10 protein-coding genes are annotated in these 17,109 nt (G+C 63.7%); 5 read left to right on the top strand and 5 right to left on the bottom strand.

Features of this window, described 5'->3' with window-relative positions:
• Nucleotides 1–88 precede the first annotated feature (88 nt).
• Nucleotides 89–5,083: an Lhr family helicase gene (locus AC5E6W_RS01715; RefSeq protein WP_491750561.1), complete on the top strand. Its 4,995-nt coding sequence runs from the start codon at nt 89–91 to the stop codon at nt 5,081–5,083.
• Here AC5E6W_RS01715 and AC5E6W_RS01710 read toward each other — a convergent pair.
• Nucleotides 5,070–6,050, bottom strand: a complete 981-nt coding sequence (locus AC5E6W_RS01710) for an energy transducer TonB (protein ID WP_491750528.1) — start codon at nt 6,048–6,050, stop codon at nt 5,070–5,072. The genes AC5E6W_RS01715 and AC5E6W_RS01710 overlap by 14 nt on opposite strands.
• A gap of 50 nt (nt 6,051–6,100) precedes the next feature.
• On the opposite strand from AC5E6W_RS01710, the gene AC5E6W_RS01705 reads away from it, so the two are divergent.
• Entirely contained in the window at nt 6,101–7,168 is a 1,068-nt protein-coding gene (locus tag AC5E6W_RS01705; RefSeq protein WP_491750527.1) for a DNA-formamidopyrimidine glycosylase family protein, read from the top strand.
• Nucleotides 7,169–7,295: 127 nt separating this feature from the next.
• On the opposite strand, the gene AC5E6W_RS01700 is transcribed toward AC5E6W_RS01705, so the two are convergent.
• The 3 genes from AC5E6W_RS01700 to AC5E6W_RS01690 form a co-directional block, all read right to left on the bottom strand.
• Nucleotides 7,296–9,797 (bottom strand): transglycosylase domain-containing protein, encoded by a 2,502-nt coding sequence (locus AC5E6W_RS01700; protein ID WP_491750526.1) that lies wholly within the window; start codon nt 9,795–9,797, stop codon nt 7,296–7,298.
• 89 nt (nt 9,798–9,886) lie between these two features.
• A complete protein-coding gene (locus tag AC5E6W_RS01695) occupies nt 9,887–11,770 on the bottom strand; it encodes a proline--tRNA ligase (protein ID WP_491750525.1) in 1,884 nt (627 codons plus the stop codon).
• Between the two features lie 161 nt (nt 11,771–11,931).
• Complete coding sequence (locus AC5E6W_RS01690; RefSeq protein ID WP_491750524.1) at nt 11,932–13,140, bottom strand: KpsF/GutQ family sugar-phosphate isomerase; 1,209 nt, start codon at nt 13,138–13,140, stop codon at nt 11,932–11,934.
• Nucleotides 13,141–13,281: 141 nt separating this feature from the next.
• Between AC5E6W_RS01690 and AC5E6W_RS01685 the strand changes: the two genes are divergently transcribed.
• Both AC5E6W_RS01685 and AC5E6W_RS01680 read left to right on the top strand, forming a co-directional pair.
• A complete protein-coding gene (locus AC5E6W_RS01685; protein WP_491750523.1) occupies nt 13,282–13,911 on the top strand; it encodes a TlpA family protein disulfide reductase in 630 nt (209 codons plus the stop codon).
• Nucleotides 13,912–13,926: 15 nt separating this feature from the next.
• A complete protein-coding gene (locus AC5E6W_RS01680) occupies nt 13,927–14,442 on the top strand; it encodes a protein-disulfide reductase DsbD N-terminal domain-containing protein (protein WP_491750522.1) in 516 nt (171 codons plus the stop codon).
• Between the two features lie 110 nt (nt 14,443–14,552).
• Here the strand turns inward: AC5E6W_RS01680 and AC5E6W_RS01675 are convergent, their stop codons facing one another.
• Nucleotides 14,553–14,924, bottom strand: a complete 372-nt coding sequence (locus tag AC5E6W_RS01675) for a hypothetical protein (RefSeq protein WP_491750521.1) — start codon at nt 14,922–14,924, stop codon at nt 14,553–14,555.
• 301 nt (nt 14,925–15,225) lie between these two features.
• Here AC5E6W_RS01675 and AC5E6W_RS01670 point away from each other — a divergent pair, with 301 nt between their 5' ends.
• Nucleotides 15,226–16,710, top strand: coding sequence for a glycoside hydrolase family 1 protein (locus tag AC5E6W_RS01670; protein ID WP_491750520.1), 1,485 nt, complete (start codon nt 15,226–15,228; stop codon nt 16,708–16,710).
• The last annotated feature ends 399 nt before the right edge of the window (nt 16,711–17,109 follow it).

Raw genomic sequence — 17,109 nt, 5'->3', positions numbered from 1 at the left:
TCCTGTTTGCATCCAATCGAGAGGCTTCGGCGCGTTGCCCGCGTGTCGTTGCCCATTGAGCGATACTTTGGCCAAGCGAACGAAGACGATCGAGCTGCCCGCAGCGGCGGAGACACAGAGCACCGAGGATGTGCTTGCGCTCTTCCATCCCGTGACTGCGGGGTGGTTTCGTGCGGTCTTTGAGGACGTGACCGCGCCGCAGCGCGAGGGGTGGCCGGCCATCGCACGCGGCGAGTCGACGCTGATCCTTGCCCCGACGGGTACGGGCAAGACGTTGACTGCGTTTCTTTGGTGCCTGGATCGGTTGATGCTGAGTGACGAGGGCCAAGGGTCAAGGGCCAAGGGTCCAGGGTTTAGGGGCCAGGGTTCAGAAGGCGCAGTAGCGGAGCAGGCAGCTGGGTTGCCTAAAGCCAAGCGCGGAGGACGGGCACCTGGCGCAGGCTGCAAGGTCTTGTACATTTCGCCACTGAAGGCGCTGGCTGTGGACGTCGAACGCAACCTGCGCTCACCGCTTGCGGGCATTGCGAACATGGCGCAGCGCGAGGGTGTTGCGGTGCATGTGCCGGAGATCAGCGTGCGCACCGGCGACACGAGTCCGCGCGATCGTGCGCGTTTTCGCACGCACCCGGGCGACATCCTCATCACCACGCCGGAGTCGCTGTATCTGCTGCTGACCTCGAATGCAAGCGAAGCGCTGCGAACCATCGAGACGGTCATCATCGACGAGATCCATGCGCTGGTGCCGACCAAGCGCGGGGCGCACCTGATGCTGTCGATCGAGCGGCTGGAGGCGTTGTGCGGGCGGAGGTTGCAGCGGATAGGACTGAGCGCGACGCAGCGGCCGCTGGAAGAGGTGGCGCGGTTTCTGGGTGGAGCTGAAGGGAGACGAGAGGGCCAAGGGACCAGGGCCAAGGGTCCAGAGGGCGAGAGCGTGGGCGCAGTGGATAGCGAGGCCGCGTCCAATGGGGAGAAGCAGATCCCCTTCGGGGATGACAACAAGAGAGGAAACTACAGCAAAAAAGGCAACAACGAAGTCGAGACACCAAACGATGTCACCGACATTCGCTATCGGCCGGTGACGATCATCAATGCTGGAGCACGCAAGCGGCTGGAGCTCACGGTTGAGGTGCCTGTTGAGGATATGGCACGGCTTGGCGAGATGGAGGAACTGCCTAGCGGGCCGGCGTCGCAGGGGCCGAAGAGGACGTCGATCTGGCAGTCGATTCATCCGCGGCTGCTGGAGATTGTGCGGGCGCGCACGTCGACACTGATCTTCGTCAATGCACGGCGTGTGGCGGAGCGGTTGGCCGGTGCGCTGAATGAACTCGCCGGCGAGAACCTTGCGCGCGCGCATCATGGATCGCTGGCTGCGGCACAGCGCAGTGAGATTGAAGAGATGCTGAAGGCCGGGCGTCTCAAGGCGCTGGTGTGCACGTCGTCGCTCGAGCTTGGTATTGATATGGGTGCGGTCGATCTTGTGGTGCAGATCGAGGCGCCGCCGAGTGTAGCGAGCGGGATGCAGCGTATTGGGCGCGCAGGGCACCAGGTGGGCGCGCCGTCTACGGGCATCATCTTTCCCAAGTACCGCGCGGACTTGGTGGCGTGTGCTGCGGTGACGCAGGCGATGCATGAGGGGCATGTGGAGTCGACGCGGTTCCTGCGTAACCCGCTGGATGTGCTGGCGCAGCAGATTGTGGCAATGGTGGCGCAACCGCCTTTGAAGATTGCCGCGGCAGACAAGAAGCAGGTCCTTCGCTCCGCTCAGGATGACAACTCCGAGGTTGGGGATGCGGAGGAGTCGGCGGGGATCAGTTATGACGAGCTGTTGCGCATCGTGCGGGGGGCGGCTCCGTTCAGTGTGGTCAGTGTGACTTCGTTCGAGGGTGTGCTGGACATGCTTGCGGGCCGCTATCCGTCGGATGAGTTTGCGGAGCTACGTCCGCGCATTGTGTGGGACCGGCAGCGGCAGTGGCTGACGCCGCGGCAGGGAGCGAAGCGGCTGGCGATCCTGAATGGTGGCACTATTCCTGATCGCGGGCTGTATGGTGTGTTTCTCAGTGGAGCGACCAAACCGCTGCGGGTCGGCGAACTGGATGAGGAAATGGTCTTCGAGGCACGGACAGGTGAGACGTTCGTGCTTGGCGCATCGACGTGGCGTATCGATGAGATTACGCATGATCGTGTGCTGGTGTCGCCGGCTCCCGGCGAGCCGGGCAAGATGCCGTTTTGGCATGGCGATCGGCCGGGGCGGCCCGTCGAGTTCGGACGCCGCATCGGGGCGCTGACGCGCGAGCTGCGCGAGCTTCCTCGATCGGCAGCGATGACGCGACTCATGAACGAGCATGATCTTGGGCAGCAGGCTGCGGAGAATGTGCTGCGTTATCTCGCGGACCAGGAGCTTGCGACGACGGAGGTGCCGGACGATCGCACCATCGTGATCGAGCGCGTGCGCGACGAGATGGGCGACTGGCGCATGTGCTGTCTCACGCCCTTCGGCAGCAGAGTGCACACACCATGGGCGATGGCCGTGAGTGCGCGGTTGAAGGATGCGGGCCTTGATGTGGAGACGATGTGGAGCGAGGACGGCTTCGTCATTCGCTTTCCGGATACGGATGCCGCGCCGGACGCGGAGCTGCTGTTGATGCCTGCCGAAGAGGCGAACGATCTGATCCTTCGGCAGCTTGGATCGAGCGCGTTGTTTGCGGCGAAGTTTCGCGAGGCCAGCTCACGCGCGCTGCTGCTGCCGCGCCGTCGCGCCGACGGGCGAACGCCCTTGTGGCAGCAGCGCAAGCGAGCGTATGACCTGCTGAGCGTGGCCGCGCGGTATCGCGAGTTTCCGATGCTGCTGGAGGCCTATCGCGAGTGCCTGCGCGATGTCTTCGACATGCCGGCGTTGATGGAGATCCTGCGGGCGATCACGAATCGGGCGTTACGCGTTCACGTCGTTGATACGCGCACGCCTTCGCCGTTTGCTGGAGCGCTGCTGTTCAGCTATGTGGCGAACTATATCTACGATGGCGACGCTCCGCTGGCCGAGCGTCGCGCGCAGGCGCTGGCTATCGATCAAGACCAGTTGAGGGAGCTGCTGGGCGATGCGGACCTGCGTGAGTTGCTGGATGCTGCGGCGATCGAAGAGACGGAAGAGCAGCTGCAGTGTCTGGCGGATGATTACAAGGCAAGGTCGCTCGATGGCGTGCATGATCTTTTGTTGCGGCTCGGTGACCTGACACGCGAAGAGATTGCAGAACGGGCTGATGGCGATGCTTCGGCGTGGATTGAGCGGCTGCTCAAGGCGCGACGGGTGCTCGAGGTTCGCATTGCAGGGGAGAAGCGGGTGATTGCGATGGAGGATGCAGCGCGAGTTCGTGATGCGCTGGGTGTGCCGTTGCCTCCGGGACTGCCAGCTGCATTTCTTGAGGTTGCGCCGGAGGCGATGCTGGACATTGCGCGACGTTATGCTCGCACGCATGGACCCTTCACGACGGTCGAGCTTGCAGAGCGTTACCAGCTGCCGAAGGCGCAGCTTGAGGCTGTGCTGGAGCGGTTGGTGGGCATGGGCCGCGTCGTGGAGGGCGGCTTCCGTCCGGGTGGGCTCAATCGCGAGTGGGTGGAGAGCGAGGTGCTGCGGGCTATACGCCGCAAGTCGCTTGCGCGCTTGCGGAAGCAGATAGAGCCCGTGGCGCAGCAGACGCTGGCGCGGCTGTTCACACGCTGGCAGGGTGTGGTGTCGCCGCGGCGCGGGCTGGATGCGTTGCTGGATGTGATCGAGGGCTTGCAGGGCGCGCCGCTTGCGGCATCGTTGCTGGAGACGGAGATTCTTTCTGCTCGCTTGCTTGGTTACAAGGCTGCAGACCTCGACACGCTGGTCGCTGCGGGCGAAGTCGTGTGGGTTGGGCTCGAGCCGTTGGGTGAGTACGACGGCCGCGTCGCGCTGTACCTTGCGGATCGCGTGCGCCTGTTGTGGCCGCCGAACAGGATCGAGGGTTCCGAGAAGCAGGTCCTTCGTCGCAAGGCTCCTCAGGATGACAAGGCGAATGAGGGCGGCGCGCTGAGCGAGCGTGAGTTGCAATTGCTCGAGTATCTGCGGGGGCATGGGGCTTCGTTCTTTCAGCCGCTGCATGATGGTGTGGGTGGTGGTTATCCGGGCGAGACGCTGGATGCGTTGTGGTCGCTGGTGTGGCGCGGCATGGTGATCAATGATGCGGTGCAGGCGCTTCGCGCGTACTGCGAGCGTTCGTCGGCGAGTGCGGTGCGTAAGGCGCCTGCGCGGCGGGTGCATAATCAGCAGGCGTTTCGTTCGCGGCGCACCACGCCGCCTACGGCGCAGGGACGATGGAGCCTCAACGCTGCGGCGTTCGATGAGGCCGCGATCACGCCGGCGCGAGTTACGGCATGGTCTGCGGCGATTGCGCTGCAGCTGCTCGCGCGGTATGGCGTGGTGTTTCGTGAGACGGCGCATGCGGAGAGCCTGCCTGGCGGTTTCTCGGCGATCTATGATGCGTTGAAGACGCTGGAGGAATCGGGCCGCGTGCGGCGTGGCTACTTCGCTGCGGAGCTTGGCGCGACGCAGTTTGCGATGCCGGGGGCGGTGGACCTGTTGCGATCGCTGCGGCCCGGCGTGCTGAACGTCGACGGCGACAAGCACGAGGTGGTGATGCTTGCGGCGAGCGATGTGGCGAATCCCTATGGGACGCTACTGCGCTGGCCTGCGGCGCCGGAGGAAGGAAGCTCGTTGACGCGGAGCGTTGGCGCGCGCGTGGTGCTGGTGGATGGGGCGCTGACGGCGTATCTGCGGCGTGGGAATCCGAATATTCAGTTACTGCTGCCGGAGGAAGAGCCGCAGCGCTCGCAGTACGCGCGCGTGCTGGCAGGGTTCCTCGTCGCACAGGTGCAGCGGGACGACAACCCTGAAGGCCGCGGGCGCACGAGCATGTTGATTGCGAGCATCAACGGCGCGCCTGTCGCAGAGCATCCGCTCGCACGGTTCCTGCTGGATGCGGGCTTCCAGGCGGCGCCGGTGGGATTCAATGTGCGAAGGGGACTGATGCCAGTTTCGCGTGTCGGTACGGCTAGCGCAGACTAGAACTGGATGTGTGTAGAGTGGGGCAATTCAAAGCGAAAACGAATCGAATTTTAGAAGTGCCACCGTCGGCTGTGGAAGGGAAGGTCCACTCTTTCGCTGCAGCTTCCGATACTCCTTGGAGCAATTTCGGTCCCGAAATGGTTGAGGCTTCGGTCACTGCTCCATCAGGGTTCATTCGAATGCTCAGCAGGACTTCGCCCTCAACGTGAGCTGCGCGCGCGATAGGAGGGTATACCGGCCGTGTGGGGTGAATAGGAGCCGGGCCTTCAACTGCCTCCACTGTCACCGTTCTATCTATTGATGGTTGTTGAGAGTCTTTGTACAAGGCTGAAAGCGAGTCCCCGCTTATGAGTGCATCGTAGCGACCTGACTCCAGATCTAGAAGCATCGCGTCGGGGTTGACGGGGGCCGCTGGTTCTCGCGAGTTGTTGATCCGGAATGCTGGTTCATTCATCGGCCCTCCGCCTAACGCCTTGTCGAGTTTGCCGAGCAAGGCCATGCTACGAGAAGTATTCATCGGTGTCTGCGTCCGCTGGTCGAAGATATCGCGGTCGAGAACTTCGAATCGAATATTTCGGGTCACGCCAGCGCAAGACACCTGCGCGGTCATGTGAATTCCGCTAAAGGTCAAGCAGTGCTTGCATCGTTTTTCTTCGCGTTTCAGGTCCTTGGAGGGGATTCGGCAAAGATCACGCCCGCCGAATAGCGTCGACAGCCCGTCGTCGAGGGTAGCCGAGGCGGATTTCACCTCGGGTAGAGCACAGGTGCCTGCAGGCGGTGTGACAGAGACCCTCTCGACGGTGGTTCGCTCTCCTAATGAAGTTAGTTTGTAAACGTTGTAATAGCTAAATGGCGGCCCAAAGTCGAAGAAGGTGTCAGTTGCCAGCATGATCTCCTGGTAAGGGGTGTTGGTCTGCGCCAAACAAAAGCGGTTCATTAGAAGCAGGACGACCAGAAGGCGCAGCAAGAGGTGTCGAAGGGGCATACCTCGGCATCTTATTACGCAACGGGGACCCCATGCCTGAAGGCGACACCATTTACCGAGCGGCGCGGGCGTTGGAGAAGGCGCTTGGGGGGCGCGTGGTCACTGCGTTTGAGACGGGGCTGGCTCCGCTCGCTCGCGTGGCTGACGATGCGCCGATCGTGGGTCGTACCGTGGAGAGGGTGGAGGCGCGGGGGAAGTGGTGTCTGATTTACTTCTCGGCGCGGGCGGGGTTTGGTTCCGCTACTCCCACGTCTCAGAAGCGAGACGTGGGTCACCCGGAATCCGAGGCGGACAAAAGCAGATTCCCTTCGGGAATGACAACCAGAAAGGCAACGGCGGAAGGCGGAGCCAGCGATGGCGGCCCCGTGGTGCTTGTCACGCACATGCTGATGTCGGGGTCGTGGCATGTGTATCGGACGGGCGAGAAATGGTGGCAGCCGCGGGCGAAGATGCGGGTGGCGATTACTTGCGGCGAGATGCAGGCGGTTGCGTTTAACGTGCCGATCGCGGAGTTTCATACGGAGCGATCGTTGGCGCGTAGCTCGCAGGTGCCCAAGCTGGGGCCGGATATTCTTGCCGAGGGCTTCACTGCCGAGGCTGGCATTGCGGCGATGACGCAGCATGCGCTGCAGCATCCTGAGGCGGAGGTGGGCGTGACGCTGCTGAATCAGCGTGTGATGGCTGGGCTCGGCAACGTGTACAAGAGCGAGGTGGCGTTTGCCGCGGGCGTGCATCCGTTTCGCCGCATGAGCACAGTGACCGCGCGCGAAGTGCAGGCGATGGTCGACGCCTCGGCGAAGTACATGCGGGCCAATGTGAGCGATGGTGCGAGTGGGGCCATCGTGACGTATGGCGGCAAGCGGCGCACCACGCATGCGATGAACGTTGGCGACAGGCTTTGGGTGTATGGGCGCGAGGGCGAGGAGTGCCGGCGCTGCGGCGCGACGATTCTGCGGCGGTTGCAGGGCACGCAGGCTCGGCCGACGTACTGGTGTCCGCAGTGCCAACCGTGGATCGCGGCGGAAGGGCAGAGCGATACGGCTCCGGAGGGACGGGCGGCGAAGCGTACGGGGCCGGGGCGACGGAAGATCAGTTGCTGAGGCAATGTTTGATCAGGCCCAGAACATTCCCTCAGCGGCTAAAGCCGCATTGGATTACTGCCCATATGGCGGGACTGAAGTCCCGCCCTGACAAAGCAAGGGCTGGTTCAGGGGCTCTGTAGAGCACCTACGGTTCGTTGCGTGGCTGTGGGGGTTGCTGCTGGTCGGGTGGAGGGTTGGGCTGCTTCTCGCCGTTGAGGCCGAAGAGTTTCTGGAAGAAGTTGCGATGGGGCTTGCTGGGGTCGTCGGCTGGCGTGCCGTCGGGATTGAAGATCTGGTTGCCCAGCGTCTGTGCGTCGACTCCCATGTGGGAGCAGGTGCCCTGCGGCGCGGTGCCGACGAGGAACGCTGCCGTGAAGCTGTCACTGGGGCAGGACTCATCAGCAACCAGGCCACTGGCGCGATCGATGCGCAGGTTCTCGACACCCTCGGGTGCAACAAAGGCCTTGTTGTCGGAGTACTGCGGAAGGCTGATGGCGCGCTTCATGAATGCGGCCCAGATGGGAGCGGCGGCGTCAGCGCCTTGAATCTTCACGTCGGTGTAGTCGTCGTTGCCCACCCAGATGACGGTGAGCAGGCTGGTGGTGTAGCCGGCGAACCATGCATCGTGCGAGGTGCCGGTTTTGCCCGCTGCGGGCGCGGTGAAGCCGAGCGAACGGACCTTGATGCCAGTACCTCGATTGAGTACGCCTTCCATCAGCGTCTGCGTGAGGTAGGCCACGCGAGGGTCGAGCACCTGCTGGGCCTGCGGAGTGAAGTCGGCGACGATGTCGCCGTTCTGGTTGCGCACGCTGGAGAGGAACCAGGGCTTGATGTGGACGCCGGAGTTGGCGAAGGTGGTGTAGGCGCCGGCCATGTCAACGGGCGTGGCGCTGTAGGTGCCGATGGCCATGGAGGGCGTGGCGCGTGCGTTGACGATGCCGGCCTGATGCGCGAGGGCCGCAACGTTGCCGTAGCCAACCTTCTGCGCGAGTGCGATGGTCGCGATGTTCAGCGAGTGCGCGAGGGCGTCTGCCGCGGCGACCATGCCGGGGTATTCGCCCTTCTCAAAATTGCCAGGGATGTACGACTGGCCATTCGTGCCGAAGTCCTGCGGATCGTCGTTGAGCTTGGTCTCCGCGGTGAAGACGCCGGAGCCATCAATGGCCGTTCCGTTGAGCGAGGTGTTGTAGGCGGCTGCGTAGACGAAGGGCTTGAAGATGGAGCCCGTGGGGCGCTCGGCGACGGCGTGATTGAGCTGCGACGAGCCGTAGTCGCGGCCGCCTACCAGTGCGAGCACCTGGCCGGTGTGCGGGTTGAGCGCGACGAGCGCGACCTGCGGATAGGTGATGGGGCCAGTGGCGTGGCGATGCACCTTGCGCACCAGCTCATCCACGTTGGCCATGCTGGCCTGCACGGCCTCGGCGGCAGCACGCTGCAGCTCGGGGTCGAGCGAGGTGTAGATGCGCAGCGGCGAGCGCGAGAGGTCGTTGTCGCCCATGCGCTGAATGATCTGGTCGTGTACGAGATCCACGAAGTAGGGGGCTTCGCTGGCATCCACGTTGGGCGGCGCGAGGCGGATGGGCTCGGCCTTGGCGCGCTCGGCCTGGTCCTGCGTGATCGCTCCGGTCTCCACCATCGAAGAGAGCACGAGGTTGCGGCGCTCCATTACGCGGTCGGGATGATGGAACGGATTGAAGTAGCTGGGGCGCTGGATGATGCCGGCGAGGAGAGCGCACTCGGCGAGATCCAGCTGCTTGAGGTCTTTGCCGAAGTACGCCTGGGCAGCTTCCGCGAATCCAGCGACGGCAAACGAACCGCGCTGGCCCATGGGGATTTCGTTGGCGTACATCTCGAAGATCTGCTGCTTGTTGAAGCGCGACTCGAGTTGGAAGGTGATGACGATCTCGGCGATCTTGCGCGAGTAGGTCTTCTCGGGCGTGAGGAAAAAGCCGCGTGCGAGCTGCTGCGTGAGCGTGGAACCGCCGCAGCTCATGTGGTGCGCGAGCATGTCCTGCACGGCGCACTTTATAGTGCGCGCGTAGTTGAGGCCGCCATGATCGAAGAAGCGGCGATCCTCGATGGCCATGACCGCCTGCACCATCTGCGGCGGAATCTGGTTGTAGGTGACGAGGCGGCGCTTGGTGCGGCCCTTGTCTTCCGAGAGTGCGGTGATGAGCTGCGGCTCGAGCTTGTAGCCTGCGAGGGCTGCGCCGTTCTCGGCGGAGATGGACTGAACCACGCCGCCGGAGGTGTTGATCGTCGCGCCATCGGTGGCGAGGAAGCTCTGCGGGCCGGGCTTGATGAGGATGGAGTTGCTGCGCAGCTCGAAGCTGCCCATGGGGTTGCCGTGCGCGGCATCGCCGTTGTAGCCGGAGCGGCGCAGCGAGGCTGCGATGCTGTCCGCGGTGCGCTGCTGGCCGGGACGGACCTCCTGCGGCGCGGCGTACACCTGTGCGAGCGAGGCGAAGAGCGGGCCCTGCTTGAGGCGATCGTCGACGAGGCCGCGGTACTTGAGCCAGTAGAAGCCAAAGACCAGCAGGCATGCGACCGCGACGATCGCAACGCCGGCAAGGAGAAACTGCAGCAGACGTGTGCCGGTGGAACTGCGGGAGGGTGCGTTGCGACCGAGCTTGACTTTTACGGGCATGGGAGAGGGCCAGGGAGACAGCGGAATAGCTAAATAGCAGAACAGCGGTTAGCGGGTCGGCGGAACAATCGCTACCGGCAATGACTACGTTACTTGGATGCGGTGAGAAGGCGCTGGAGGGTTTGTGTCACTTCCTCGACTGCAACATCTGTTGTCGTCTGCTGGAGGCGGTCGACGAGCTCCACCTGGCCTTCGGCGAGCTTCTTGCCGATGTTGATGCGGTAGGGCACGCCGATCAATTCCGCGTCCTTGAACTTTACGCCCGCGCGCTCGTCGCGGTCGTCGAGCAGGACGTCGATGCCGGCGGCTTCGAGTTCGGCGGCGATCTTCTCTCCGGCGGCAGCGAGGTCGGCTTCCTTGACGTTGGTCACGGTGACGACTACGGCGAAGGGCGCGATGGCCGGAGACAACGCATAGGAGGGCTCAGGGCCCAGGGCCGAGGGTCCAGAAGACGCAGACTGGGCGGCTGCGAACTTGGCGGCGCTGGATTCTATCGCGGAGGTCAGGATGCGCTCGATGCCGATGCCGTAGCAGCCCATGATGGGCGTGACTTCCTTGCCGTTGGCGTCGAGCACGCGCGAGCCCATGGACTGGGTGTACTTGGTGCCGAGCTTGAAGATGTGGCCGATCTCGACCGCTTTGCCGATGCGCAGCGGCTGGCCGCCGAGGGGATCGAGCTCGCCTTCGTTGACGTTGCGGATGTCCGCGATGACGGTGGGCGTGAAGTCGCGGCCGGGAGTCACGTTGCGGAAGTGGTGGTCGAGCTTGTTGGCTCCGGCGACGAGGTTGCTGCGGCCTTCGAGGCCGAGATCCATGACGACGATGGTGCGCAGGCCTTCGCTGGCAGCATCGCGCGAGACGCCCTTGAGCTTCTCGATGGCTTTGCCGGACTTGAGGCCGTTGAGCGAGCCTCCGGTCATCACCTGGGCGATGCCCACCGGACCGAGATAGCCAGCCGGGCCGCCGATGTAGAGCTCGAGCTCTTCGGGGAGCATGGGGCGCAGCTCGGTGGTGCCGGCGATGGCGTTGAGCTTGGTCTCGTTGACCTGATGATCGCCGCGCAGGAAGGCGACTACTGGGCGCAGCGGGTCGGTGGATTTGGCCCCGCTGATGGCTCCCATGAAGGCGACGCACTTGATGTCCTGCGAGGGAAGGATGGAGAGGAACTCGCAGATGTCCGCGATGGCTCCCTTGCCGGGTGTGTGCACGAGCTCGGGCAGGCCGTCGCCGGTTGGCTCGAGATCGATGACTGCGGTGAGCTGCGAGGTGGCCTTCTCGAGGTTGGCAGCGTAGCCCGACGCCGAGCTGGCGATGAGGTCTTCGCCGGCTTCGGTGTACACCATGAACTCCTGCGAGCCGGAGCCACCCATGGCTCCGGAGTCGGCTTCGACGGCGACGAAGTCCAGGCCGCAGCGGGTGAAGATAGCGCGGTAGGCGGCATCGTGCTGGTCGTAGCTCTTGTCGAGTCCAGCAGCGTCGATGTCGAAGGAGTAGGAGTCCTTCATCAGGAACTGGCGGACGCGCATGAGGCCGGCTTTGGGGCGCGGCTCGTCGCGGAACTTGGTCTGGATCTGGTACCAGGTCTGCGGCAGCTGCTTGTAGCTGCGGAGCTCATTGCGCGCGATGGAGGTCATGACCTCTTCGTGGGTCATGGCAAGGACGAGCTCGGCTCCTTTGCGGTCCTTGAGGTGGAAGAGATTCTGCCCCATGACAGCCTCGCGGCCGGACTCCTGCCAGAGCTCGACGGGGTTGAGCGTGGGCAGAAGGAACTCCTGCCCGATCTTGTCCATCTCTTCGCGGACGATGGCGACGATCTTGTTGATCGAGCGCTGGCCGAGGAAGAGGTAGCTGTAGATGCCGGCTCCCAGTTGGCGAATGTAGCCGGAGCGGAGCAGGAGCTTGTGGCTGGCGACCTCAGCGTCGGCCGGGGCCTCGCGAAGGGTCGGAATGAAGAGCTTTGACCAACGTTGCATGCTCTTTGATTGTAGCGAAGCAGCGGCTGCGCCGTTAGCCCGCTGCGCGGGTTGGCGACTTCGTTGTTAGCGCTTCGCGTCAGCGTAGAACCAGACTTGCCAACGCGCAGCGCTACCCGCAAAGCGGCTAACGGCGAAAGCCGCTGACGCGTAGCGCTTTGTTACAGCCTTCCGTCATCGCCGGGTTCGTCGATGTGGCCGGGTTCGTCGTTGGGAATGCCACGGAACTCGGGCTCCTGTTCGCCGTCGTCGCTGGTGGTGGAGGGATCGCCCTGCACGAGTTCTTCTCTTGCGGGAGCTTCTGAGTTTTCCTCGGCGACAAGAGTGGCTTCGGGCGTCTCGGGTTCCGGTGCGACTTCCCAGAGATCGTGCAGGTGTACGACGCCGAGCGCGATGGGGCCGGCATCGCCCTCTTCTACGACTACGAGCGAGGTGATCTTGCGCTGCTCCATCAGGATCAGCGCGTCGATAGCGAGTGTCTCGGGCGGGATGGTGCGGGGGTTGGGGTTGACGATCTCGCCGGCGGTCTTGTGGAAGGCGTGGGGGCCGTTGCGCTCGAGCAGGCGGCGCAGGTCGCCATCGGAGAGGATGCCGAGCAGCCTGTCGTGCGATTGCACCAGCGTGAGGCCGAGGCGCTTGGCGCTCATCTCGTGGATGATCTGCGGCATGGTGGCGGTGGGCGCGACGGTGGGCATCTCCGCGCCGGTGTGCATGAGCTTGCGGACGGTGACGAGGCGCTTGCCGAGCTGGCCGCCGGGATGCAGCTCGGCGAAGTCGCGCGGCTTGAAGTTGAGGCGCTCGCTGACTTCCATGGCGAGGGCATCGCCGAGGGCGAGCATCGCGGTGGTGGAGGCGGTCGGCGCCAGCTGGTGCGAGCAGGCCTCGCGGTCGATGGCTACATCCAGCACATGCGCACTGGCCGAGGCGAGGGTGGAGGTGGTGCAGCCGGTGATCGAGATGAGGGTCGCGCCTAGCCGCGGCAGGACCGGGATCAGGCGCAGCAGCTCGTCGGTCTCGCCGGAGTAGGAGAGAGCGAGCACGACGTCGCCCGCGGTGACGACGCCGAGGTCGCCGTGGAGGGCGTCGGAGGGATGGAGGAACTGGGCGGGCGTGCCGGTGGAGACGAGGGTTGCGGCGATCTTGCGGGCGATCAAGCCGCTCTTGCCGACGCCTGTGACGATGGTGCGGCGGCGGGTGCGGACGGCTTCGACGATGCGCTCGACGACGCGGGCGAACGTCTCGCGCATCGGGCCTTCGAGGCGTGTGGCGAGCTTTTCGAGCCCTGCGGCTTCGATGCGGACGAGCTCTGCGGCCGTGAGAGCTATGCTGTTCGGCGATGGAATAAAGTCGGCCATATCAACATCGGGCATATCAAGTGCTGATGCTAGCAGAGCACGCCGCGCCAAATGTATAGGAGATCTGTAACTTCGGGGCGGTCTGGGCGTCCGATAGACTGATAGGTGAGACTGCGGGGCTGCGGCTCGAGCCCGCCTGATCGCATGGAGGTTGCTTTGCTTCGTCGTTTATTGGTGGCAGGAGGAATCGCGGCGGTGCTGGCCGTGCTGGTGACGGCTGGAGTGCATAATCTGCGCGAACGCCGCGCGGCGATGCAGCAGGCGTCGGCGAACCGGGTGGACCTGACGCCGGTGGCCTCAGGCGCGGCGGCGGATGCCTCGGACGCGATACCGGCGGAGCTGGGCAGAGATCTGCGCGGCAAAGCCGCACCGGACTTTACGCTGACGACCATCGATGGCCGCCACATCGAGCTTTCGGACCTGAAGGGCAAGACGGTCATCGTCAACTTCTGGGCGACGTATTGCGGGCCGTGCCGGCTGGAGATGCCGTGGTTCGAGGAGTTCGGCAAGAAGTATGCGAGCAACCAGCTGGTGGTGCTGGGCCTGGACTACGAAGACGGCGTGACCAAGGACGATGTGACCAAGGCGGCGAAGAAGGCCGGCGTCACGTATCCGATCCTGATGGCTGACGATAAGACGGCGAAGGCTTTCGGTCTTGGAGACTACCTTCCTGTGACGTACATCGTGGACGCGAAGGGCAAGATCGTGGAGCAGACTCCGGGCGCGCCGACCAAGGACCAGATGGAAGCCACGATTCGCAGGGCGCTCGCGGAGAGCCAGACCTAAGGAGTTGCGGCCACTATGAAGAAACATCCTCGCAGGATCTTTGGCCTTGCTGCGCTGCTGGTGTGTGCTGCATTGGTCTCCGCGCCGGTTCGAGCTCAGACAATCTCCCTTGGCGGCGACAGCGCTCGATCGAGCGCGAAGCTGCAGCATGTGCTGTTGCTCTCGGACGCTGTGGAGACCACGGCTGGCGGTCCGCAAACCATCGAGTTGCGCTTCCGCGTGGAGCAAGGCTTCCACATCAACTCGCGCCATCCCAAGGATGAGCTGCTGATTCCCACGGAACTCAAGCTCGATGCTGCGCCCGGCGTGCGCGTGATCTCGGTGGACTATCCTGCGGGGCATCCGTTCAAGCTGCCCAGCTCGAACGATCCGCTGGATGTGTACCAGAACGAGTTTCGTGTGGCCGTGCGTGTCGAGGCGAAGGCAGGGACGGCGTCGCTCACGGGCTCGCTGCATTACCAGGCTTGCGACAACGCGGCTTGCTTTCCGCCACGGTCGCTGCCGGTGAAGGTGCTGCTCACGGCGAAGTAGCAACGGCGGCCCTCCGCTTGATCTTCATCGACGACGGTCGTTTGCTGCCGCAAACGATACCCACCCTTTCGCAAACAACGCGAAAGGATGGGCCACCCGCGACGGGAACGCTAGAAGTTCCTGTACTGCGGGCCGTAGATGTTGCGCACCGCGGCCTGATAGCCACGGCGGAAGCCTTCGCGGTAGTCGCGGCGGTCGGGCGACGCGATGAAGTGCGGGTTGCGGTACTCGTCGCGGTTCATGGGCGAGGGCGGACGATGGTTCTCAAAGTCCTTGCGCGCCCCAACGACGCCATCGCGATAGCCGCGTTGCATGGCTGCGGCAAACTGAGGCGGCGGAGCTTCCCAGCCCTGCTGAGGCGGTGGTGGCGGGCCTTGCGGACCCTGGTAATACTGCGGTTGGGCGAGAGCGGCGCCGGCGATCAGGCCAAGCCCGAGCAGGGAGGTCGCGAATCTTGTCTTGAGGTTCATCGGGGTAGCCATCGTTGTCTCCAATCAACTTCGTGATTGCGTGAGCGCATTCGCCGGGAACGCGAAGCTCATCATCGTTTGTCAGAGACCCGCGGGCAGGATGCGAGTTGCCGTCCGATCGCCGCAACTCGATGGCGAGATTTGGGTTGGCGCGTGACGGGAACGAGCCCTGCCGGTCTGGGCGATGAGACAGGCTGTCATAGACAAACGTTTACCTTGATGGGTTGGGCGTGATATTGTGGCGGCCCAGGAGAATGCCCTCATGGATCGACGCAGGTTTCTCGCTTGCTCTCTGCAGACTGCCGGAGCTTCGATGCTCCCTGTTGCTGCTGCTTCGTCCGGCGCTAGCCGGGCGCAGATGATGTCCATGCCGGAGCGCCCGCAGGCTGGGGGCGCGAGTTTTCCTGGAGGCTTTCTGTGGGGCATGGCGACGGCGGCGTATCAGGTCGAAGGGGCGTGGAATGAGGATGGCAAGGGCGAGAGCATCTGGGATCGCTTTTCCCATACGCCTGGCAAGATACGGGGCGCGGCTACTGCCGATGTGGCCTGCGATAGTTACCACCGCTTTCCTGAAGACATTGCGATCCTGAAGCAGCTTCACCAGAAGAGCTACCGGTTTTCGATCTCGTGGGCGCGGGTGCTGCCGCAGGGAAAGGGCGCGGTCAACCAGAAGGGGCTCGACCACTACAAGCGGCTGTGCGATGCGCTGCACGAGGCCGGCATCCGGCCGTTCTGCACGATGTATCACTGGGATCTTCCGCAGGCGTTGGAAGACCTGGGAGGATGGCCCAATCGCGACCTTGCGAGCTACTTTGCGGACTATGCAGGGCTGCTGGCGAAGCATCTTGGCGATCGCATTACGGTGTGGGCGCCGTTCAACATGCCATGGTCGTTTGCTTATCTGGGCTATGGCGTAGGTGTGTTTCCTCCGGGGCGCGCGAGCTATGCGGATTTCCTGAAGGCGGCGCATACGATCTCGCTCGCGCAGGGGCAGGCGTTGCGCGCGCTGAAGGCGAACTCGTCGCAGGCCACGGTGGGCAGCGCGTACGGTGCGGCACCGGCGTACCCGAAGACCGAGAGTGAAGCCGACCGTGCGGCGGCTGACCGCTATCACGCGATGAATAACGTGTTCTTCCTCGAGGCCGCGATGCATGGACGGTATCCCAAGGCGTTTGTGGATGACCGAGCGTTCAAGCTGATGGCCATTCGACCGGGCGATGACGCGATCATGAAGGCTCCGTTGGACTGGGTGGGCTTCCACTACTACACGCGGCGCATCGTGAGCGACGCGAGTGGAGACGCCACGGCGGGAGCTGTGAGCTTCGGTACGGAGATCGAGGCCGATCCGGCGACGGGTCGCGATCCGTACACGCGCTTCCACGCCGAGATGCCTGCGGAGCATGAGCTAACCGACGCGGGGCTGGAGATCTATCCGCGCGGGATCTATGACCTGGTGATGCGGATCTCGCGGGAGTACAACTTCCCTCCGATCGAGATTACCGAGAGTGGTTGCAGTTATCTCGACGGACCTTATGCGAAGGCGGGCGGATCGATTCCCGACGAGCGGCGGATCCGGTTCTTCCGGGCCGAGCTGGCGGAGCTGGCGCGGGCGATTCGCGATGGAGCCAAGGTGCGGGCCTTCCATGCGTGGAGCCTGCTGGATAACTTCGAGTGGAGCGATGGTTACAGCCAGCGTTACGGGCTGACGTATGTCGACTACCGCGACCAATCGCGGCGAATTAAAGATTCGGGACTTTGGTATGGACAGGTGGCGGAGGCGAACCGGCTGGACACGTAGGGGGTACCCCCTCCCCCCCCTATCTTGGCAAGTGTTGAAAACAGGAGATTTACGGGGGTACCTTGTAAAGTCTTTCTTTCGAGCGGCTTACCTTCAAGTGTTGAAAACAGGCAGCTTGTGGCTGCGGGTCCGGGCGACGGGAACCACAGCGCCTCTATTTCTGCCTCTATTTCTATTGTAGCGAGTGACGCAGAAAACTATGCCAACTCTGGGGACTCTTACCTGCTTTGCTTCCCTGGTCTGGAGAGGGAGATTCCGGGGAAGAACCGGCGGTTTTCAAACGGAGATGGTGCGGCCGTTTCTGGATGCTCCGGGGGCGTAGGCGGCTTTCGAGGAGACTCCGCGTGGACCCTATTGGCAGAAAATGCGGAAGCTGGTGCCTGTGCCACCAGACAGCAG

Source organism: Bryocella sp., from assembly GCF_058498515.1.
This window is presented reverse-complemented; position numbering and strand designations above follow the sequence as displayed.

Bases quoted from the DNA above. Each gene is read 5' to 3' on its own strand.
- AC5E6W_RS01705 (WP_491750527.1), top strand. From the start codon at position 6,101: ATGCCTGAAGGCGACACCATTTACCGAGCGGCGCGGGCGTTGGAGAAG.
- AC5E6W_RS01700 (WP_491750526.1), bottom strand. From the start codon at position 9,797: ATGCCCGTAAAAGTCAAGCTCGGTCGCAACGCACCCTCCCGCAGTTCC.
- AC5E6W_RS01695 (WP_491750525.1), bottom strand. From the start codon at position 11,770: ATGCAACGTTGGTCAAAGCTCTTCATTCCGACCCTTCGCGAGGCCCCG.
- AC5E6W_RS01690 (WP_491750524.1), bottom strand. From the start codon at position 13,140: ATGCCCGATGTTGATATGGCCGACTTTATTCCATCGCCGAACAGCATA.
- AC5E6W_RS01680 (WP_491750522.1), top strand. From the start codon at position 13,927: ATGAAGAAACATCCTCGCAGGATCTTTGGCCTTGCTGCGCTGCTGGTG.
- AC5E6W_RS01675 (WP_491750521.1), bottom strand. From the start codon at position 14,924: ATGGCTACCCCGATGAACCTCAAGACAAGATTCGCGACCTCCCTGCTC.
- AC5E6W_RS01670 (WP_491750520.1), top strand. From the start codon at position 15,226: ATGCTCCCTGTTGCTGCTGCTTCGTCCGGCGCTAGCCGGGCGCAGATG.